The organism is Algimonas arctica (genome assembly GCF_014652695.1).
GTDB lineage: Bacteria > Pseudomonadota > Alphaproteobacteria > Caulobacterales > Maricaulaceae > Litorimonas > Litorimonas arctica.
Genome location: NZ_BMZH01000001.1, coordinates 12,181 through 33,632 on the forward strand (window position 1 = coordinate 12,181; position 21,452 = coordinate 33,632).

Below are 21,452 nucleotides of genomic sequence, written 5' to 3' on the forward strand. Positions count from 1 at the left end.
ATGTAACTCAGCCCTATAATGGCGCTATGAAACTTAAATTTATTGCCCTTATGTCGCTGTGTCTCATCTTTGTTGTGGGCCTCGTGGCCTATCTCGCGAACCCTTATTTAAAGTCCGCAACCAGTTACAAAGCCAAAGCGTTTTGCTCAGAATATTTCGTCGCAAGGCGCACGCAGAATGATATTTTGGCCAATGATTTCTTGCGTGTTCACCCCATTGTATCTCGCGCAAAGGTCAGTGTGGGGCAACGGAGTATAAGTGGTCACGGCGTCGTAAAGGGACATGTGTTTGGGATCATGGGTCGCGTTACAGCGGTTTACCGACCCGGCTACGGTTGTGTGCTCGACATTGGCGGACCTCCGGTTGGTTATCGACTGGATCGACGTCGCTTTAAGTCGACCCGCTGGCCCGTCGCGACCGATGGTAATATCCAAGCCTTGACCGAAGCTTTCCGGTCCGACGCAGAGCGGGACAACCCAGCCGATATTCGCGCAGTCGTGGTCGTTCAAGACGGTGTCATTGTGGCCGAGGATTATGCCGATGGTTTCGCCCGAAATGTGCCGATGCAAAGCTGGTCGATGGCCAAATCCGTGACGCAAGCGATGACAGCCATTGCGATTGATCAGGGATTGCTCGCATTGACAGACAGCGCACTCATGCCGGACTGGACGGGCGACGACCCACGCGCCGCCATCACTGTTGCCGATCTTTTGCATATGACGGATGGCCTCGATTTCGTCGAGGATTACGGTGATCCAACATCAGATGTGACGCGGATGTTATTCGGAAGTCGCAATATGGGGTTGGCAGCGTCGAAAGCACCGCTCGCGCATACCCCTGGAACGCATTGGGCCTATTCCAGTGGCACAACGAATATTCTTTCGGCCGTGCTGCGACGCGCGATTGAGGCCTCGGGACAGGATTATCATTATTGGGTCTATGAGCATCTGTTCAACCCGATTGGAATGCGGTCTCCCGTTTTTGAAACGGATGCCTGTGGGACATTCATTGGTTCCAGCTATCTCTATGTCAGTCCACATGACTGGGCGCGGTTGGGTCAATTATATCTCGATGATGGGATCTGGGACGGGCAACGCGTTTTGCCGGAGGGGACGGTAGCCTATGCCACGACACCGTCTTTACCCGACTCTGCCCCGTTTTACGGTGCGCAGTGGTGGCTCAATAAGCCCATGCCGGATGGTTGGCAGCGCTTGCCAGGCCTACCGGACAGTGCCTTTTTTATGGGCGGACACGACGGACAAATGGTCATCGTTATTCCGTCCAAAAATGCGGTTATCGTCCGTCTCGGAATGACCCGTCCGCCAGTCGACAATGATGTTGATGTGATGCCGGGCCTCGCGGCGATTGTGGACGCTTTGTAGCGCGCATATGCGCACACCATGGCTCCTATTTTGATAGTCTAAATCTCGTACAAGCGTCGCATGTTTGTGCTATTCCTCTCGTTCACAAGGACGTCTCATGACCTATGATCTCTCAAATAAGACCGCAATTGTTACCGGAGGATCACGGGGGATAGGTGCCGCGATTGCGACGCGGCTCGCGGCTGATGGTGCACATGTCGTGTTGACCTACAATAGCAGCGAAGGCCCGGCCCAAGCGGTCGTATCCGCCATCAAAGCGAATGGAGGGTCCGCTGTGGCTGTGAAGGCCGACGCATCTGATCCATCTTCCGTGGCCGCCTACATCGATAAAGCCGCTGAAAAAGGGGGGATAGATATCCTTGTCCATAATGCCGGGATCGCGCGCATGGCACCGATATCCGAAGCGGGTTTGGACATGTTTAGGGAGGTCTATAAAACGAATGTGGACGGCGTTTATGCGGGTACACATGCGGCCATTCCTCACTTGAATGATGGGGCGTCCATCATTGTCATTAGTAGTATCAATTCTCATACGTTCCCGATTCCCGGGTTTGCCATTTACGGATCATCCAAAGCCGCGGTGACGGGTCTCGTAAAAGGGTGGGCGCGCGATCTGGGTCATCGGAATATCCGCGTTAATGCGATTCAGCCGGGTCCGATCGACACAGATATGAACCCAGCGGATGGCGGCCATGCTGAGGGCATGCGGCGAATGACGGCGCTGAGGCGTTACGGGAAAAGCACAGAAGTCGCGGCGTTAGCCGCCTTTTTGGCGTCCGATGAATCCAGTTTCATTACCGGGACGGGGATCGATATCGACGGCGGTATGACGATATAGATCCTTGATCCACTTAAAACGTTGAAGGCGTAAACCATGGCATCCATCGAAATTCTTGACGTCACCGCTCGCGATGGCCTCCAGAACGAGGCTCGTCTGTTCTCAACAGACGAAAAGCTTTCCTTGATAAACCGTGCGATAGTGGCGGGCGCAAAACGGATCGAAGTAGCGAGTTTCGCCCATCCCAAATACGTCCCGCAAATGGCGGACGCTGAAGCGGTCATTGCGGGTCTGCCAATCGAGACGGACGTGACCTATATTGGTCTGGTCATGAATGAGCGCGGCGTGGACCGGGCGCTCAAGACGTCTGTGCATGAGCTGGGCCTTGTGGCTGCCGCGAGCGATACTTTCGCGACGAAAAACCAAAACCAGACCCGCGACAGTTCCGTTGCGATGGCCTGCGCGATGGCGGCGAAGACGCGGCAAGCGGGCCGGGCGGTCAATGTGACGATCGCCACAGCCTTCGGCTGTCCGTTCGAGGGTGAAATTTCGGAAGAAGTCGTGCTGGATATGGTGCACCGTTTGTTCGACGCGGGGCTCACAGAAGTCGCTTTGGCGGACACCATCGGCGTCGCCAACCCGTGGCAGGTCAGTGCAATATTTGAACGTGTGGCGAGGGAACTGCCGCAGCTTTCCATGCGCGCGCATTTCCACAATACGCGCAATACTGGCCTCGCCAATGTCCATGCGGCCATTCAAGCGGGTGTCAAAACCATCGATGTATCAATTGGCGGTATAGGCGGCTGCCCCTTTGCGCCGAAAGCGACAGGCAATGTGCCTGCAGAAGATGTCATTTACATGCTGGACCGCGCTGGCTTTCAGACGGGATATGATCTGAATGCTGTCATCAAGACCGCGCATTGGTTGTCCGATGTCATGGAAAAACCACTGCCGGGTATGGTCAGCCGCGCTGGCGGTTTTCCGGTTCCTGTTGCTGTCTAGGCCGTCTGACCTGTCCGGTAGACTCGCGCCCGCCCAAATTTCGTTCTAGGTTTAATTTGTGCGGTTCGGTGAAGCTTTCCTCGAAGAACTAAAATCCCGTGTCCGGCCTTCGGACGTGGTGGGTAAACATGTGAAATTGCGTCGTCAGGGGCGAGAGTTCGCAGGCCTGTCGCCCTTCACCAATGAAAAAACGCCGTCTTTTTTCGTTAATGATGAGAAGGGCTTCTACCATTGTTTCTCGTCCGGCAAACACGGCGACTCGATTAGCTTTCTGATGGAAGTCACCGGCCTTAGCTTTCCCGAAGCGGTCGAGCAGCTGGCGCAGATGGCGGGGATGGAACTGCCGCGACAAGACCCACGCGCCGAAGAACGCGCCAAGGAACGAAAAGCCGCGATCAGTTGGATGGAGCGCGCACAAGATCATTTTGAGAAGACACTCTACCGTGCTCCGGGTGAGGCGGCTCGCAACTATTTGAAAGCGCGCGGGCTCAGCAAAACAGCCGCGCAATATTTCGGGATGGGGTTTGCCGAAGACAGTTTTTCATCCCTGAAAGATAATCTGATCCGAGAAGGGGCGGATGAACGACAGCTCATTGACGCGGGATTGTTGGTCGATCCGGATGATAAGAGCCGGGGCAGTTGGGATCGGTTTCGCAATCGCATCATGTTCCCGATCCACGATAATCGTGGACGGCTCGTCGCGTTTGGCGGCCGGGCGATGGAAAAAGACGCCAAAGCGAAATATTTAAACTCACCGGAAACGCGGCTCTTTTCCAAAGGGCAGCTCTTATACAACTATCACCGCGCGCGAGCCGCGCTCGCCGATCCAAAAAATGGGGCGAGGGGCCTTATCGTGGTCGAAGGTTATATGGACGTTATCGCCTTATCGCGCGCAGGGTTCCGCCATGCCGTGGCCCCCTTGGGCACCGCGCTGACAGAAGAACAATTGGCGCTGATTTGGCGGGCCGGGCCGGATGGGTTCCTCTGTTTTGACGGTGATAAAGCGGGTCTTCGTGCGGCTTATCGCTCGATTGAACGGGCGTTGCCGCTGCTAAAACCGGGCCAGAGCTTACGGTTTGTGATCATGCCTGACGGGCAAGATCCGGACGATCTCATCCAAGCCAAAGGTGCGCCCGCCTTTTCTGCGCTGCTGGAACGCAGTGTACCCTTGGTGGATATGTTGTGGCGGCGCGAAATCGAGAAAGAGGTGCTCAATACGCCGGAAGCGAAAGCCGGATTGAAATCCCGCCTTTATGATGCGCTCCGAGAGATCAAAGATCCGACCGTGCGTGAACTCTATGAAGCCAGCCTACTGGGGCGGTTCGATAAGCAATTTGGCCGAGTCTGGACACCGAATCGGTCAAAGTCGCGTGAGAAAAAGGCGGATAAAAAGGTCGTTGCGGCCGGGGCGGCTAAATTGGCGAGTAATATGCGGCAAGCACAGACGTTGATTGGCGGCATAATTTTGTTTCCAAATCTGCTCGAAGACGTCGATGAGACGCTGTTCGGCCTTGATTTCACCGATCCGGCGCATGTCGCAGCACAAAGATCGATTCTGCGCTACTGGAGGCAGACGAAAGCTGTTGATATCGCGGGGTTGCATGCCCATATGTCGGTAGATGGATTAGAGGAGGAGTTACGCACCATTCTGTCTCGGCGGTCGCTAATCACGGCAGCTCTGGGTGGTGCAGATGCGGAAAACGGCGATCGCGCGGCTATCTGGATAGAAGAAGCCGGCACCTTTATGGAACACGCCCGAACAGACGCAGGCTCCCCCGAAGCTCGGTCACGAATGGCCGAGACAATCCGCAAGGACAATGCTGAGGCGATGCATCGCCTTATGCGGGCACAGAGTCGTGCCCGCGAGTAACCAGTATAAGGCCCTGATGTCCGTCGTTCGGATATGAGGGCTCTTTCAGTTTGTGCGGACCTGACAGTCACACGTCGGGTACCCAAAGGAGACGGACACCAATGGCTGAGGCCGATTCCAAAACAGAGTTGAGTGTGCAGACGAAAAGCCGTCTTGATTTCAATAATATTGACGTCAAACGGATGATTACCAAGGCCAAGAAATCGGGTCTTCTGACAACCGAGGAGCTGAATTCGCACCTCGATATCAATGGTATTTCTGCGGAAGAAATCGAAGTTGTCCTCGCGACTCTTTCTGAAATGGGCATTTCTGTCCATGAGGAAAAGGACGAGGAAACCCTCGGTCCCAAGACCCTCGCGCGTAATCAAACGACGGCCGTTAAGGGCGGGAATTCTAAGGAAGAACTCGACCGCACTGATGACCCTGTGCGCATGTATTTGCGCGAAATGGGCGTGGTTGAATTGCTATCACGCGAAGGCGAAATCGCCATCGCTAAGCGGATCGAAGCCGGCCGCAACACGATGATCAAAGGTCTGTGCGAAAGCGCGCTGACCTTTGAAGCGATGATGATCTGGCGCGAAGAATTGGCCGAAGGCGCGATTTTACTGCGCGACATCATCGATCTGGATGGCACCTATAACCGCTCTATCGGTAATGTGCAGGAAGACCGGTCTCACTTGGCCGTGCGCCGTGAGAAGATTGAAAAAGGCGAGCTGGAAAAAGAAGAAGGCGATCTGCCGAGCTTGGCCGAAGAGCGCAAGCTCAAGCTGCCAGAGCGCAATTACGCCCCGGGCGAAAAGCCAATTGAAGACGATACAGACGATGAAGAGGATAAGACCAACCTCTCCATGGCCATGATGGAAGCCGCTCTGCGTGAGCAGATCATGGAGAAGTTGGACCGTATTTCGGAAGACTTTGCCCGATTCCAAAAGCTGCAGCAGATGATTATTGCGGCGCGCCTCAAAGGTAAAAAGCTCCGGACGCCGCAGCGCGATGAGTATGAAGAAATTTCAGACCGGATCGTTGAAGAGATCAAAGGTCTGCAACTCAATAATGCTCGGATCGAAGCGTTGGTCGAACAGCTCTTCCACATCAATAAGCGGTTCATCAGCCTTGAAGGCAAATTGATGCGCTTGGCCGACGGCAATGGCGTCCCCCGCCAAGAGTTCCTCGCGGCTTATCTGGGTTCAGAATTGAACCCGAATTGGCTCAATGACATGCGCGGCCAGTCAACAGCCTGGGACCGCTTCATTGATCGCGAAGCGATTACGATTGAGAAAATCCGCACTGAAATCGCTGAAATGGCGAAAGAAACCGGGGTTCCGGTCGATGAATTCCGCCGTATTGTGCAGACCGTCCAGAAAGGCCAACGCGAAGCGCGTCAAGCCAAGAAGGAAATGGTCGAAGCCAACTTGCGTCTCGTGATTTCAATTGCCAAGAAATACACCAATCGCGGCTTGCAATTCCTCGACCTTATTCAAGAGGGCAATATCGGCCTGATGAAAGCAGTCGATAAGTTTGAATATCGTCGCGGTTATAAATTCTCGACCTATGCGACTTGGTGGATCCGGCAGGCGATTACGCGCTCAATCGCGGATCAGGCCCGAACGATCCGAATTCCGGTCCATATGATCGAGACGATCAACAAAATCGTCCGCACCAGCCGTCAAATTTTGCACGAAATCGGTCGCGAACCGACGCCCGAAGAATTGGCGGCGAAGCTCTCCATGCCTTTGGACAAAGTCCGTAAGGTAATGAAGATCGCGAAAGAGCCGATCTCTTTGGAGACGCCTATCGGTGACGAAGAAGACAGCCAGCTTGGTGACTTTATCGAGGATAGCAATGCGATCCTGCCAATCGACAGCGCAATCCAATCGAACCTGCGCGAAACCACGACCCGCGTGCTCGCCTCACTCACCCCGCGTGAAGAACGTGTCCTACGGATGCGGTTCGGGATTGGCATGAACACCGACCACACACTCGAAGAAGTCGGTCAGCAGTTCAGCGTGACGCGCGAACGGATCCGCCAGATTGAAGCGAAAGCGCTACGGAAGCTCAAGCATCCAAGCCGGAGCCGCAAATTGCGGAGTTTCTTGGATCAGTAAGTCGCTGACAATAATCAAAAGGGTCGCTTTGGCGGCCCTTTTCTTTGCGGTGCTTGATGTTGTTTACTTTGGCTTGAAACAATGGGGGTTTATTGGGCGGCAGTTTGGTGATGGTTTGAATACGCAGAAAACTATCGGATTTATGAAGCTTGGTGATGAAGCTATAATTCAGGTCGCTCCTTCACGGCGAGGGATCACGCGTTATTCAATCCGTCGGGAGGACGAGGGTGACAAAAATCGACCAAATTTTGCTTATGTACTCGTCTCGCGCGAAAGCCTGTGCGGGCAGGAGAGGACGATCAATAAGCCAAGCTATATGAGGTCCCAAGAAAATATAGTTTTCTTAGATGACCCTCGCGCAAGCCGTAAACTTATCAGACCGTCTCTTTGGCAACGTCGCAAACCTGTATGTATATACGTGAAACTGGACACATATGCGGGTGTCCAACCTTTGCCTCTGAAGTTCGTTATACGAGTCCACAACACACGCCCCTGTTGGGGTATTGAGTGTCTTCTGGACTAATTCTTTAAGGATCGTCCAATGGGTGTTTCAGACGACTGTAGTACATTTCAAAACTTGCCCAATCTGTGGCGTACATCGCTTCCAAACCCCGACTCATCTTCCCACAAATATCAACGCGGATATTGTGTCGTTTTCGCAGCCCCAGCGCTGACAGGGGCAACGCGGATGGCGGCGACGGCGGCGCTGCGTATTGGGGCCGGGCTCGTGACCGTTCAGGCCGCGCAGCGCGGCGATATCTACCGCATGACTTTGCCACCTGAAATCATGGTGCAGGATGACGGCGAACCTGTGCCTGATAAAGCGACGGTTTTGCTTGGCGGGCCGGGCGGAATATCGCCTCATCACAAGCGTGACCTGCTGCGACGTTCGGACTTGCCACGGGTCATTGATAGCGGCGCCTTGCCGGACAGGCCTGCGCTTTTGAATGGCACGGTGAAAACGGTGCTGACGCCACATGAGGGTGAATTCGAAACCCTCTTTGGGCCAATTGGCGATGACCGGAGGCAGGCCGCGCTTCAGACGGCCCAGCGCGCGCAATCCATTGTCGTGTTGAAAGGTCCGGTGACATTAATCGCCCATCCCGATGGACGGCTGATCGTCAATGACCGTCCAGACGCCAATCTCGCCACGGCTGGTACAGGCGATGTCCTCGCGGGTATGATCGCGGGGTTGATCGCCCAAGGCATGGATGTGTTTTACGCGGCTGCCGCGGCTGTTTGGATGCATTCCGAAGCGGCTCGCCGGATCGGACATGGTCTTATAGCCTCTGATATTATCAAGGCGCTTCCCAATGTGCTAAAAACCGCCGCCGATCCTGACAGCTAAAGTTCAAACCGCCCAATAATCGGCACATGGTCGCTTGGCCGCTCCCCTTCGCGGACAAACTTATCAATTGTGACGTCCACCAGTCGGTCCATGGCTTGGCCGCTGCAGAGCAGATGGTCGATGCGGATGCCGAGGTTGTTTTGCCACGCGCCGCCTTGGTAATCCCAGAATGAATATTGCCCGTCGCGCCCGTCGAGGGTCTCAAACGCGTCATAAAAGCCGAGGTTTTTGATGGCGTGAAAGGCGGCCAGCGTTTCAGGGCGATAAAGCGCGTCGCCCCACCAGCCTTCCGGGTCGTGGCAATCGCCCGCACGCGGGATGACATTATAATCGCCCGCTAAGATGAGCGGTTCTTCGAATTTCAACAGCGTTTTGGCATGGTCTTTGAGGCGCGCCATCCAATCGAGTTTATAGCGATATTTTTCGCTATCGGCGTCCTCGCCAACCGGGTTGCCGTTGGGGAGGTAGATACATCCGACCCGCACGACGCCGCCTTTGGCCGGCAGGACAACCTCAATATACCGCGCTTGTTCATCGTTCTCGTCGCCGGGCAGTCCGATGCGGACCTCGTCCGGTGTCACGCGGCTCAGGATCGCGACGCCATTATAGCTCTTCTGGCCATGGACGCTGCAATGATAGCCGAGCGCCTCGATTTCCATGCGCGGAAAACCGTCATCGACGGTCTTGATCTCTTGCAAGCACAATACATCCGGCTGCGCGCGCTTGAGCCATTCCGTGAGGTTTGGCATACGGGCTTTGACTGAATTGATATTCCAAGAGGCTATTTTCATGGGTCTGCGAGTCGTGACTTTGGGGGTCTCTGTCAAGCTCTGTGGCGCGTTGAGAGTCCTCGGGCAGTGCGGACCTTATGGGCTTATCCCCCTAAAACGCAAAAACCGCCGCAGCCCGAAGGCGACGGCGGTTCTTTAGGACCCGATTCTTTGGTGGATTTAGAACCGGACCTTAAAGCCTGCATTGAGGGCGTGCGCTTGAGTTTGATCGTTTGAGATCTGTTGCGGCGCGACGAAGGGGATAAAACCTTTGTTATAGACATACTCAACACCGACATCGAGGAAGTCGCTAATCGGATACTCGACGCTGACAGCATGTTGTTGGTTCTTCTCAAAGCTGGTCGGTTGTCCAAACATGCCGACATTGCCTGTGTCATCACTGATATTACCCCAAGACCCGGACGCGGCGATCGCCATTTGACGGCCATTAACGTAAGGTTTGACGCGAACCTGTGCGACGAGGGTCGAGAGGTTTTCATCAAAGTTGATATTGTTGATATCGGTCGTCGAACCGGCGGGGTCGATCAGATATTGCGGCAGAGGCGTGCCATCAACCGCTTGTGGAATGGCTGCGGCCCACGGTTCGAGGGTGGTCGTATATTCAACCATCGCGTCAAGGAACGGGCTGTTATACTCGGCAAAGCCGTTCACGAGGCTGTTGCGATAGCTGATAAAGTTCGCCGGCGGTGTGCCTGTGGCGCGACCTTGGAATGTATGCGCCGTAAAATTATCGCGATAAATTGTATCGTGAAGGTAACCGCCGCCCACCGTAAATGCGCTAGAATTACCGAGCAGGAATTCCTTCTCGGCTGAGGCCGCGTAGTTTGCGATATTATTATTTTCATCGGCAAAGGCGACGCGAAGTTGACGGCCTCCAGAAAACGCTGATGCACTCAATTTGAAGCCATTATTATAGAAACCTAGCTCGGCGACGGGTTGGTCGGAGACAGCCCAGAAGTAGTGATGACCTTCATTTTGCGTGAAGGCATTATAGCTATCGAAATTCCCGAAATCGATCGTCTTGCGACCAAAGGCGGCGTAGAAAGGCGAGCGCTGTAGATTACCGAAAACGACAAAGGCCTTGCGCAACTGGAACTCGTCTTGTTCGCCCGGGTATTCAGTTTCAGAATATTCAGGTTGCAAATGGAGCGTCGTCCAATCGCCAAAGGTGCTGGTAAAGGTCAACGCGGCATTATTGATCGCAAAGACACCGGCTTCTTGATCGGTGCCATTAGAAAAGAATGGGAAGCGTGATAGGATCGGGAACTGACCTGGCGCGTCGGTCTTCTGATACATGAAAGACCCTTGCAGGTGGCCGCCGAGATAGAGCGAATTAGGCTGCAGAACACCAGACGCCCGATTTGATAGGAGCGTCAGGGTCTTACCGGTCGTGTTTTCTTGGAAGTCGAGCATATCGCGGGTGTTTTGAACTGAGGTACGGACATTAACGCCGCCGATGCTCGTATTGCGGTCGCGCATGAAGGCTTGCGATGCGGCTGGTGAATAAGAGACAGCGTTTGGATTACTGTAACCGCGCAGGCCGAAGTTAACCGGGCGGGCTTGAGGGTAAGACGGCTGGCTATAAGTGGGTTGGCCATAACCGGGTTGGGGATAGGATGGCTGACCATAAGCGGGTTGGGCATATTGGACATTGGACGTGACATACTGGCCGGAATCAACGAGCTGATATTGACTGATGAGACGTTCATGCTGCCAACTTTGCGGAGGCAGATATTGGCCATGACTATGGCCTGACGACTGGAACATGCCGCGCAGCCCGTTGCTCGCGCCATGATTGGCCAGAACCGGAAGGCTCACGGCGCCGATTGCTGCACATGCGAGCAGGCTGATTTTAAGTTTGGTCATCATGTCCTCACCAATGAATTTAGATGGTGGCCAATCCTAGGCCGACCGGACGTGGTCGACATCGAGCGCATGCTCGCGGACCTTCCGGTAGAGTGTGGAGCGCCCAATTCCGAGACGGCGGGCAACCTCCGACATGTGTCCATGATAGGTTTCTATTGCGAAAGCGATAAGATCGCGTTCAATATCTTCTAAAGTTCTGAGATGGCCTTCACGGTCCAAGACCGAGACTGCGCCTGTATCTTCACTTTCATTGGCCGGGACGAGGCTTTCGAGCGCATCGCGGTCGCCGTCCTCGACGATTTGCGACATTAACGGCATTAAGCCTGATATTTGCGGGAAATCACTGGGGCGGAGGTGGTTTCCGTCCGATAAGATCATGGCTCGGAAAATCATATTTTCCAGCTGTCGGACATTGCCCTTCCACTCATGTGTCGCGAGCATTTTCAGGGTTTCAGACGTCGCACCGGACACATTCATTTTTTCTTGTGCATTAAAGCGCGCAATAAAATGTTCTGTCAGGGCCGGAATGTCTTCAGAGCGCTCGCGCAAAGGCGGAACCGCGATAGGGAAGACATTCAGGCGGTAATAAAGGTCTTCGCGGAAGCTTCCATTGGCGACGCATTCCGCCAAGTCGAGATTGGTCGCGCTGACAATACGCACGTCGACAGAGACAGGGCGTTTGGAACCAATCGGATCAACTTCGCCTTCTTGCAGAACGCGGAGCAATTTAACTTGCATGTCGAGCGGCAATTCACCGATTTCGTCGAGGAATAATGTGCCCGTGTGGGCTTCTTGGAATTTACCCAAATGCTTAGCATTCGCGCCGGTAAAACTACCCTTTTCGTGACCGAAAAGGATGCTTTCGACCAATGTTTCCGGGATCGCGCCGCAATTGACGGAGATAAACGGTTTGTCGGCGCGGTCACTCGCGCCTTGAATGGCGCGGGCAATCACTTCTTTACCAACACCGGACTCGCCCGTTATTAAGATCGGGATGGTCGCTTTCGCGCCGCGTTCCCCCATCGCCACAACGGGACGCATCACGGCACTACTGCCGATCAGGTCATCAAAGGTCAGCCCCCCTGTCGATTGCTTCTTGAGGCGCGTGACTTCGCGCGACAGTGTTTTCATTTCCAGCGCATTGCGGATAGAAACGACAATGCGTTCAGGGGCGGCAGGTTTGACAACAAAGTCCCGTGCGCCAGTTTTCATAGCGGTCACAACCGCTTCGATTGACCCTTTGGCCGTCAACACAATGACGGGCATTTCCGGGCGTTTTTTGGCAAAAGCCGTCAGGACTTCCATCCCATCCGTGCCCGGCATGATGAGATCAAGCAAGACGACGTCCACATTCGCGCTATCGCTGCCAAGGACCATTTCAATGGCCGTATCGCCGTTACCGGCCTGCAAAACGGAAAAACCGCTCTTCTCCACAACGGCCTGTAATAGGCGGCGCTGTGTTGGGTCATCGTCGACGATAAGGACGGTCTTGGACATGGAACTCCCACTTCTTCACTTGGCTAGCGCTCTCTAATCGGGCGCTTTCGCATTTCGACATGTGTGCCAAAAAGGGATGAAGGTGAGGTCAGTAAACAGGGTAAAGGTTTGGTGAAGAGAAAAATAGGCCGCGTTTCTACGATTGAACACGCGCAACAGCTTTGGTAGTTGGATATAAAGAAACGCTTCGGTTGCCTGTTGACAGGCGGCCCCATGATCAGAGGACATAGCCGACATGGCCGATACAAATTATACGCGTGGCGAGATGGAAATCACCGACCACGAGGGCACATTTTCAGGATTTATGGGTGTCTCTAAGTATGGGGCGGTCACGATTATTGTTTTGCTTATGTTCCCAATTCTGACGTTTGCCGCCAATGTAGCTTGGCCAACATCCCTCTTGATCAGCATCATTTTGGGTGTGATTCTTGGCGTGGCTCTGAAATTTAAAGCACAATGGTTTGCAGGTTTGATCGGGTTTTCCGTTTTCTTGGGCGTCGTGATCGGTCTTCTGCTGCTGTTGTTCTAAGGGAATATTGCCGGCTGAACGGGTCATGCGCCCATTTGTGCAATAGGTTTCCTCGCATAATCGACAGCACGAAATTATTTTTCTTTTCGGTCGCTTTCAATTGCGGTGAGCGCAAAGATTTGCTTTAGGCTGCAAATGAGTCGTCACATGACGTCGCAAAGGGGATCTGTGTGCAAATTGCGGTCTTAAAAGATACGTCCGATTCGGATGCCCGCGTTGCGGCCACGCCGGATACGGTCAAAACCTATGTTGATGCGGGCCATACGGTCACGGTCGTCAAAGGGGCGGGGCAGGCAGCCATGTTCGCCGATGCGCTTTACACGGATGTGGGGGCCAAACTGGCTGCGTCAAACACAGCCGCCGTCAAAACCGCTGATATCGTTTTGTCCGTCACGGGCGGTACCGCGAAATTGCTCGCGAGCATGAAAAGCGGTGCAGCGATCACGGGCCTGCTGTCGCCCACTGACAATCCCAAATATATTGACGCGGCCGCCAGCGCTGGCGTGACGGCGTTCGCACTGGAATGGATCCCGCGTATCAGTCGCGCGCAGAGCATGGACGTGCTGTCGAGCCAATCCAACCTGTCCGGCTACCGCTCTGTTGTGGAAGGCGCAGGAATTTATGGACGCGCGCTGCCGATGATGATGACAGCGGCGGGCACAATTGCTCCGGCGAAGATTTTTATCATGGGTGTCGGTGTTGCGGGCCTTCAAGCGATCGCCACGGCGCGTCGCCTTGGCGCTGTGACGACAGCGACAGATGTGCGTCCGGCGACTAAGGAACAAGTCGCCTCGCTCGGGGCTAAATTCATCGCGGTCGAAAACGAAGAATTCAAAGCGGCGGAAACCGCAGGCGGCTACGCCAAACAAATGAGCGCAGAGTATCAAGCGCTGCAAGCTGAATTGACCGCCACTCATATTGCCAAGCAAGACATCGTCATCACGACGGCGCTCATTCCCGGACGGGACGCGCCGATCCTCGTGACCAAAGCGATGCTCGACACCATGCGCCCCGGCTCCGTCCTCGTGGATCTGGCCGTGGAACGCGGCGGCAATGTCGAAGGCGCAAAACCCGGTGAGATTGTGACCACTAAGAATGGCGTTCACATCGTCGGCTATCTTAACTGGCCGTCGCGGATGGCATCGGACGCGTCGAACATGTTCGCGCGCAATATCAAAGCCTTCCTTCCACTGGTCACAGCCGAAGACGGCAGTTTCGCGCCGAATTGGGACGATGAAGTTATTCAAGGCGCGGCACTCACGCGCGACGGCGAAATCGTCAATTCGCGTTTGAAAGGGTAGGGACTATGTCAGCTATGATCATAATGGCAGGCGGTGTCGCCGTTAGCCCACTTGTCTTCCAACTCGCAATTTTCGTGTTGGCGATATTCGTTGGCTATTACGTCGTCTGGTCCGTGACACCGGCGTTGCACACGCCATTGATGGCCGTGACCAACGCGATTTCATCCGTCATCATCGTCGGCGCGCTGGTGGCTGTGGCCGCTGGCACGCAAGGCGGCTCATCGATCTCGACCTGGGCGGGCTTTGCCGCTGTGTCTCTTTGTGCCGTGAACATCTTTGGCGGCTTCCTCGTCACCCAGCGCATGCTGGCGATGTATAAAAAGCGGGAGCGTTAGAATGTCTTTGTCTTCTTTTGCGCTTTCCGCAAATCTCGCCGCTGTCCTCTATACGGTCTCGGCGGTTCTCTTCATTCTCGCATTGCGCGGACTCAGCTCACCCGAAACATCCCGGCGCGGCAATACATATGGCATGATCGGGATCGCGATTGCGATTTTCACGACCATCTTGGTCGCCGGTTTTGGCGGCACGGGCCTTCTTCTGATCGGCGGGGGAATGGCCCTCGGCGGCATTGTTGGCGCGATTATCGCCAAGAAAATCCCGATGACGGACATGCCGCAACTGATCGCGGCCTTTCACTCGCTCGTCGGTCTGGCTGCCGTGCTGGTGGCGCTGGCGGCTTTCTTTAGTCCGGACAGCTTTGGCATCTTGAATGCGGACGGCTTGATGAAGGGCGGCTCGCTGCTCGAACTGTCCCTCGGCGCCGGCATCGGTGCGATTACCTTCTCCGGCTCGCTGATCGCTTTTGCCAAACTCAACGGCAATATGTCGGGCTCCCCGATCCTCTTGCCCGCACGTCACGTCATCAACATCTTGTTGGGCGTGGCCTTTTTCTTCCTCGTCGGGTTGATGATGAGCACGGGCGGGACCGAGCCGTGGATGATGTGGGCGGTGATCGCCGTGACGCTGGTCCTTGGCTTTACCCTGATTATCCCCATCGGCGGCGCGGATATGCCTGTCGTTGTGTCGATGCTGAATAGCTATTCCGGTTGGGCGGCTGCCGCGCTGGGCTTCACGCTCGGTAATCTTGCGCTCATCATCACGGGGGCGCTGGTTGGCTCATCGGGCGCGATCCTGTCCTACATCATGTGCAAAGCCATGAACCGGAGCTTCATCTCGGTCATTCTTGGCGGGTTTGGCGGCGATGCGGCCAGCGCGGCAGACGGCGACAAAGAACAACGTCCGGTCAAGCGCGGCTCTGCCGAAGACGCGGCTTTCATCATGAAGAACGCGTCTAAGGTTATCATTGTGCCGGGCTACGGCCTCGCCGTCGCGCAAGCGCAACACGCCATTCGCGAAATGGTCGATAAGTTGAAAGAAGAAGGCGTTGACGTGTCCTACGCCATTCACCCCGTAGCGGGCCGGATGCCGGGGCACATGAACGTGCTGCTGGCCGAAGCCAATGTGCCCTATGACGAAGTGTTCGAATTGGAGGACATCAACTCCGAGTTTTCCAACACCGACGTTGCCTTCGTTATCGGCGCCAACGATGTCACTAACCCCGCCGCCAAAACCGATCCAACATCACCCATCGCGGGCATGCCGATCTTGGACGTCGATAAAGCGGCCACCGTGCTGTTCGTGAAACGGTCACTATCGCCGGGCTACGCCGGGATCGACAATGACTTGTTCTACCGTGACAACACGATGATGTTGCTGTCCGATGCCAAGAAAATGGTCGAGGAGATCATCAAGGCACTGTAAGGGATCAGACATAGAAATTAAGAAGGCCTCTCATCGAAATGAGAGGCCTTTTTTGTTGCCCGCAGGTTTGCGGCTCTAGACGGTTTAAACTTCCGTCAGGATTTCATTTAAAGGCAGGCGTGATTTTGGCGCTGCAGCATTATAGTCGTTTGCCTCAGAGTGGTAACCCAAACAAACGATGAAAAGGCTGCTGAACCCTTTGTCACGCAGGCCGAATTCTTTGTCGAGCGTCGGAATGTCGATGCCCTCCATCGGGGTGCTGTCGATACCGAGCGCCGCTGCACCGAGCATGAATTGGCCACCGTTTAAGTAAACTTGCTTGTCCATCCAATGCTGGACGTCTTTGTAATCTTGTTTGTGCAGGTTGACGAACATCGTCCGACCGCCGTGCATTTGCGGTTTGAAAGTGTCCTTATCGGCATCAAATCGACCATCCTTGTCTTCCTGTTCAAGAACATGAAGGAGGTAGTCCTCGTCGATTGAAAGCCGGCTTGCAAATACAACGACATGTGACGCATCGCGAATGGATTTGCTGTTGAACGGATATTTTTCGTCGGTGGCTTTGGCGATCCGGTTTTTACCCTCTTCGGACGAGGCCAGAATAAAGTGCCACGGTTGGGCATTCGTGCTTGAGGGACTGAAGCGCAAAAGGGATTTGAGGCTCTCAATATGCTCAGCTGAAATCTTTCGGCTGGGATCATAAGCTTTCGTCGTGTGGCGCCACTGAGCGACCTCTGCCGGGTTTGCGGGATCAGGCTGCGTACGTTTTTGGGACATTATGTGACAGGCTTTCTGCGTCTTGGTTGAAACTGTGAATCCGAATTTACACAGCTCATATATGCTCTACCTAATTATTATCTAGTACGCACTTATTGTGCTTATACATACGCATTGGATACCACTATGTCCGACATGGTCTCATCGAACTCGTCAGCACGATCCCGACGTCATACGGCCTACGATTGTTCAGGCGGCTGCCCGGTCGAAGCGACTTTGGAGGTGATCGGGGGAAAGTGGAAAGGGATGATTTTGTTTCATCTCTTGGAAAGCCCACACAGATTTTCAGCGTTAAGCCGTGCCGTTGGCGGAATTACGCAACGAACGCTGACGAAGCAGCTGCGAGAATTAGAGGCGGACGGGATTGTTTCACGCAAAGTCTTTCCCGTAGTCCCGCCTAAAGTCGAGTATAGCCTGACGGAATATGGAGAAACGATCCGGCCCATCATTATGGCTTTGAAAACGTGGGGTGAGGGTCATCTGGGTTCACAGACCGACCAACAATCATAAAGCCTCCCTCCAGCATATTTACCGAAGCGACGTCATGTGCCCGCGTTTGACGACCATCTGGAGCGTATCGAGCGCTTTGAGGTCTTCCGTCGGGTCGTCTGTGTAGAACAGGATGTTGGCAAAATAGCCCGGCGCGACATGTCCCACGCGGCCCTTCGCGTTCACAACCTCAGCGCCCGTTTCAGTGGCAGATGTCCAGACGTCGTCTAAATCAAGACCGACAGTTTCGTGTAAATACCGCATCTCCAGATGGATTGCGCTGGGTCCAGCGTCTGTCACGAAGTCCGTTCCTGTCGAGATGCGGACGCCATGTTCAACCGCGAGCCGGGTCATATCAGCACTCAAGGCGCCGCTGCAAAGCGACGGCTTAGGGGATTGATCCTCCAGCCAATCGTAAATCATTGACGTCGCATCAAGAATGGTGCCGTGCTGTTTCATCGCCGCAAACGTATCAATCAAGGCCTCCGGAAGAGGCTGTGTCTCGTCACGATCAGGCATAGGGTCGCGGGAGCCATAAGTGACTGGCATTGTGGGTTGAAAGACGTGGGCGAGACTGCAGGCATGAGACATAGTCGTGACCCCGGCGCCCGCAACTTGTTCAGGGCCGGCGGGATAGACAGCCGTGTGCGCCCATGTCGGTATGTCTTGTCGTTTGGCTTCTGCCGCAATGGATTCGACCTGCTCGGTCGTTAAATCAGCATAAATTTTGATGCCCATCGCGCCGCTACCACGGGCGAGTGTGACACTCTCTTTGATATCGGATTGGGCATCGATACGGCGCATCCACGGGACGTCACCGGGTGTCAAACCCGCCGTGACGGACTGCACACGCGGGTCTGCCATGAAAGTCGGTCCGGCGAAGACGGCTGAATAGACAATATCCGGAGATTCTATTTCATTCTGATAGGCCCGCCGCGATAGTTCAGCCGCGGCCCGGAGGTCATCCGCCATGGATCGCCCCGTGGTCACGCCACTTCTGAGCATGTCGCGAAGACGTTTCTCGGCGAGCGCTGTGTCGGGCGGTGTTGCGACATGGATGTGGGTGTCGATGATCCCGGGCAGGGCATACAGTCCCGTTACGTCAACGCGGGCCGCGTTCTCTGGAACGGAGGGCGTATCAATCAGTGAGAGAATGACACCGTCTTGGACGAGAATGGTTATGTCTTGTCGGTCACTGTGTGTCTTATCAAGCGAGACAAGCGTGGCCCCGGTGAACGCTATTAAATTGGGGTCTATAAGGGTCGTGTCGGGGCTAGTCGCGCAGCCGACAAGTCCGATGGACAGAGCCGAAAACAGATAAGAACGAAGTCGCATAAATATGGTCCTGATGATCTATTAATGAATCTAACAGCTTTGGCGACGCTAACAATATGATCTTTGAAATAGGCCTCTACCGTCGATGCCCTCATTCCACACGCCCAACTCTCTAACCGCGTGTCGCGTGCCGTTGGTCTTGACTTTCCCCTGTTACCCGATGACCCTTGTCTATGACATCTATGCGCGCCGTAACCATCCAAGCTGACAAATCGTTGCTGATCCAAGACAGGGCAAGACCCGATGCTGGGGATGGCGAGATTCTCATTCGGGTTGAGGCGGCCGGGGTCAACCGCGCGGATCTGCTGCAACGGGCTGGGTTTTATCCGGCCCCGCCGGGCGCTTCCGAGATTTTGGGTCTCGAGGTCGTCGGTCATGTTGAGGCCGTCGGGCCGGGAACAACACGTTTTAAAATCGGTGACCGCGTTTGTGCCCTGCTGCCCGGCGGGGGTTACGCAGACTTCGCTGTCGCTGATGAAGGGTCGGTTCTGCCTGTGCCCGATTCCCTGTCCGCTGCGGAGGCGTGCTGTTTTCCTGAAGCCGTATTTACGGTTTGGGCCAATGTGTTTGATCGGGCGCGATTGCATCCGGGCGAAGTGTTTCTCTGCCACGGTGGGACCAGCGGCATTGGCGTGATCGCGGTGCAAATGGCGCGCTTACTGGGCGCTGAGAGCGTTTTTGCGACGGCAGGAACGGACGAGAAATGCGCTCTTGCCGTAACGCTCGGCGTGGACCGGGCGATAAATTACAAGTCAGAGGATTTCGTCACTGTGATGGGCGAGGCGGGCGGCGCCGACGTCATTCTGGATATGGTTGGCGGCGATTACGTGGCCCGCAATATCCAAGCCTGCCGCCCCGATGGACGCATCATCAACATTGCCTATATGAATGGGTTTAAGACCGAGGTCGATTTCCGGCCTGTCCTGATCAAACGCTTGTCTTTGATGGCGACAACGTTACGTGCGCGACCCATCGCCGAGAAACGCCGACTGCGGGATGCGCTCGAAGCCAAAGTCTGGCCATTTATTATGGACGGGACACTCCGCCCTGTGCTCGACAGCAGCTTTGCGCTGTCCAATGTCGAAGCTGCCCATGCCCGCATGCAATCAGGTCAGCACTCCGGTAAGATCGTCTTGTTGATGGGCGAGGGTTAGATAGGGCTTCAATTGTTATAATCATTGCCGGTCGTTTGATTGCAGTCGGATGGCCCTAAACAAAAAAACCCCTCACCGAAGTGAGGGGTCATATTTTTGTACGCGGTGTCGGATTATCGGTAATCCCGTTCAACCCGGCGGGCGTCATAGGTCTCGCCATCAATCGGCATTGACCCCCAACCCGCTTCGAATTCCAACTTTACCGTATAGCGCGTTTCCTCTCGATCATCGAAATCAATCGAGACGCTCGTCCTGCGCTCTGTGCGATATTCAGTGCGGCACGTTAACAAGCCGCAGGACTTATAGGGTACCCGCTCATAGCCGGCCTCGAACCCGCTTTCATTATCAGTTCGGCGCGTGTCACTGTCGATTTCACTTTCGACAATACGAAACCAGTCATAATCCTTTTTCCGAGTCTTACGGGCCGCTTCGTAAAGCGCCTCGTCATAGACTTCGCTACGAGATTCGTCACGTTTGCCTCGGACTTTCACGTCGAATGTTCGGTCCGCGGTTCGGCGTGTAATCGGGGCTTCAATGGACGCGCCCGCTTTTACGGTCACGTCTGTCGCCATAGACAACGCTGGAATGGATGTGCCGGCAGCTAGAATAGCCATCGTTAAAAGTGTCGTACGCATGATATTTCCTCCTATGCTGTCCAATAAACGGGTCAGCCGGAGAAAGGTTCATTTTGTACCAAGGCCATTTCAAGGCCATTTTAGGGCAGATTTAGGGCAGGTTTAAACTGCGGGTTGTTGCGCCGGGGCCATGCCTTGCCGCGCAAGCGCCAATAATACGCCCGCGTCTTGTTCCATCTTGTGTTGATGGGCCTCTAGGTTTGGATAGTTTTCCAGCTGCAACGGCGTCCGCTCAATCCAACGCATAATAATATAGAGATAGGCATCAGCGTGAGAGCGCGCCCCGAGCAACCACGGGCCGTCGCTTTCCGCGATCCAATCGTTCAGCCGAAGGAAATATTCATTGAGCCGATCATAGGTCATGTGCCGAACGGTTTTCTCTGTCTGGGGTGTATCAGCAAACAAACTGGGTCTGAAATGACCCTTGAAGGCCGCGTGGACTTCGGATGACAGAAAGCTGAGCGCTTCGGCCTCTTTACGGCCAGCGGGTTTATCACGCGCATAGGCGGCGTCGCCAACATGGGTCGCGCGAATATAGCCGAGGATCGCGGTCGCTTCGGTCAGCACATCGCCATCATCAAACACCAAGGCTGGAACTTGGCCGCGCGGATTAATCGCGAGATAATCTTCCCCTTTATGCGCACCGCGTTCAAGGTTGACGATTTCGATGAGCGCATCGGCCCAGGCAATGGCGATATTGGGGGCCAGCGCGCAAGTGCCGGACATTGTGTAGAGTTTCATCGCTTGGGTCTCCGGAAGAGCGGTATTGGGACGTGAAGGCGGTGATGTCGGTCCGATCACGTATAGCTGAACTGACATGACTTGTTTTTAC

General features: G+C 54.8%; 19 protein-coding genes. 12 read left to right on the forward strand and 7 right to left on the reverse strand.

What is annotated here, in order from left to right:
• Positions 1-26: 26 nt before the first annotated feature.
• The 6 genes from IE105_RS00055 to IE105_RS00080 all read left to right on the forward strand — a co-directional run bounded on the left by IE105_RS00055 (position 27) and on the right by IE105_RS00080 (position 8,485).
• Positions 27-1,382 (forward strand): serine hydrolase domain-containing protein, encoded by a 1,356-nt coding sequence (locus IE105_RS00055; protein ID WP_189494115.1) that lies wholly within the window; start codon positions 27-29, stop codon positions 1,380-1,382.
• Positions 1,383-1,479: 97 nt separating this feature from the next.
• Positions 1,480-2,220 carry an SDR family NAD(P)-dependent oxidoreductase gene (locus IE105_RS00060; RefSeq protein WP_189494116.1) on the forward strand — a complete coding sequence of 247 codons (741 nt, stop codon included), beginning with the start codon at positions 1,480-1,482 and terminating at the stop codon, positions 2,218-2,220.
• A gap of 36 nt (positions 2,221-2,256) precedes the next feature.
• The gene (locus IE105_RS00065; RefSeq protein WP_189494119.1) at positions 2,257-3,162 is read left to right on the forward strand and encodes a hydroxymethylglutaryl-CoA lyase; all 906 of its coding nucleotides are present in this window, start codon (positions 2,257-2,259) and stop codon (positions 3,160-3,162) included.
• Between the two features lie 58 nt (positions 3,163-3,220).
• Complete coding sequence (dnaG, locus tag IE105_RS00070) at positions 3,221-5,032, forward strand: DNA primase (RefSeq protein WP_189494121.1); 1,812 nt, start codon at positions 3,221-3,223, stop codon at positions 5,030-5,032.
• Positions 5,033-5,133: 101 nt separating this feature from the next.
• A complete protein-coding gene (gene rpoD, locus IE105_RS00075; protein ID WP_189494122.1) occupies positions 5,134-7,137 on the forward strand; it encodes an RNA polymerase sigma factor RpoD in 2,004 nt (667 codons plus the stop codon).
• Between the two features lie 541 nt (positions 7,138-7,678).
• Positions 7,679-8,485: an NAD(P)H-hydrate dehydratase gene (locus IE105_RS00080; protein WP_189494124.1), complete on the forward strand. Its 807-nt coding sequence runs from the start codon at positions 7,679-7,681 to the stop codon at positions 8,483-8,485.
• On the opposite strand, the gene xth is transcribed toward IE105_RS00080, so the two are convergent.
• From xth to IE105_RS00095, 3 genes are all read right to left on the reverse strand, one after another.
• Positions 8,482-9,276 (reverse strand): exodeoxyribonuclease III, encoded by a 795-nt coding sequence (gene xth / locus IE105_RS00085; protein ID WP_189494126.1) that lies wholly within the window; start codon positions 9,274-9,276, stop codon positions 8,482-8,484. The genes IE105_RS00080 and xth overlap by 4 nt on opposite strands.
• Before the next feature lie 159 nt (positions 9,277-9,435).
• On the reverse strand, positions 9,436-11,145 hold the full coding sequence (locus tag IE105_RS00090) for a hypothetical protein (protein WP_189495004.1): 1,710 nt from the start codon (positions 11,143-11,145) through the stop codon (positions 9,436-9,438).
• A 33-nt stretch (positions 11,146-11,178) separates the two neighbouring features.
• The gene (locus IE105_RS00095) at positions 11,179-12,639 is read right to left on the reverse strand and encodes a sigma-54-dependent transcriptional regulator (protein ID WP_189494128.1); all 1,461 of its coding nucleotides are present in this window, start codon (positions 12,637-12,639) and stop codon (positions 11,179-11,181) included.
• A gap of 235 nt (positions 12,640-12,874) precedes the next feature.
• Between IE105_RS00095 and IE105_RS00100 the strand changes: the two genes are divergently transcribed.
• The 4 genes from IE105_RS00100 to IE105_RS00115 all read left to right on the forward strand — a co-directional run bounded on the left by IE105_RS00100 (position 12,875) and on the right by IE105_RS00115 (position 16,230).
• Positions 12,875-13,168, forward strand: coding sequence for an aa3-type cytochrome c oxidase subunit IV (locus IE105_RS00100; protein ID WP_189494129.1), 294 nt, complete (start codon positions 12,875-12,877; stop codon positions 13,166-13,168).
• A gap of 170 nt (positions 13,169-13,338) precedes the next feature.
• Positions 13,339-14,469, forward strand: coding sequence for a Re/Si-specific NAD(P)(+) transhydrogenase subunit alpha (locus IE105_RS00105; RefSeq protein ID WP_189494131.1), 1,131 nt, complete (start codon positions 13,339-13,341; stop codon positions 14,467-14,469).
• A gap of 5 nt (positions 14,470-14,474) precedes the next feature.
• The gene (locus IE105_RS00110) at positions 14,475-14,804 is read left to right on the forward strand and encodes a proton-translocating transhydrogenase family protein (RefSeq protein ID WP_189494133.1); all 330 of its coding nucleotides are present in this window, start codon (positions 14,475-14,477) and stop codon (positions 14,802-14,804) included.
• A 1-nt stretch (position 14,805) separates the two neighbouring features.
• Entirely contained in the window at positions 14,806-16,230 is a 1,425-nt protein-coding gene (locus tag IE105_RS00115) for an NAD(P)(+) transhydrogenase (Re/Si-specific) subunit beta (RefSeq protein WP_189494134.1), read from the forward strand.
• Positions 16,231-16,314: 84 nt separating this feature from the next.
• On the opposite strand, the gene nfsB is transcribed toward IE105_RS00115, so the two are convergent.
• Positions 16,315-17,007, reverse strand: a complete 693-nt coding sequence (gene nfsB, locus IE105_RS00120) for an oxygen-insensitive NAD(P)H nitroreductase (RefSeq protein ID WP_189494135.1) — start codon at positions 17,005-17,007, stop codon at positions 16,315-16,317.
• 126 nt (positions 17,008-17,133) lie between these two features.
• On the opposite strand from nfsB, the gene IE105_RS00125 reads away from it, so the two are divergent.
• Positions 17,134-17,517, forward strand: a complete 384-nt coding sequence (locus IE105_RS00125; RefSeq protein ID WP_308429042.1) for a winged helix-turn-helix transcriptional regulator — start codon at positions 17,134-17,136, stop codon at positions 17,515-17,517.
• An 18-nt stretch (positions 17,518-17,535) separates the two neighbouring features.
• On the opposite strand, the gene IE105_RS00130 is transcribed toward IE105_RS00125, so the two are convergent.
• Positions 17,536-18,831 (reverse strand): amidohydrolase family protein, encoded by a 1,296-nt coding sequence (locus IE105_RS00130; protein ID WP_189494136.1) that lies wholly within the window; start codon positions 18,829-18,831, stop codon positions 17,536-17,538.
• Positions 18,832-19,013: 182 nt separating this feature from the next.
• Here IE105_RS00130 and IE105_RS00135 point away from each other — a divergent pair, with 182 nt between their 5' ends.
• On the forward strand, positions 19,014-19,985 hold the full coding sequence (locus IE105_RS00135) for an NAD(P)H-quinone oxidoreductase (RefSeq protein ID WP_233353899.1): 972 nt from the start codon (positions 19,014-19,016) through the stop codon (positions 19,983-19,985).
• Between the two features lie 113 nt (positions 19,986-20,098).
• On the opposite strand, the gene IE105_RS00140 is transcribed toward IE105_RS00135, so the two are convergent.
• Entirely contained in the window at positions 20,099-20,620 is a 522-nt protein-coding gene (locus tag IE105_RS00140) for a CC0125/CC1285 family lipoprotein (protein ID WP_189494138.1), read from the reverse strand.
• A 102-nt stretch (positions 20,621-20,722) separates the two neighbouring features.
• Positions 20,723-21,439, reverse strand: a complete 717-nt coding sequence (locus IE105_RS00145; RefSeq protein ID WP_233353900.1) for a glutathione S-transferase N-terminal domain-containing protein — start codon at positions 21,437-21,439, stop codon at positions 20,723-20,725.
• Positions 21,440-21,452: the final 13 nt, after the last annotated feature.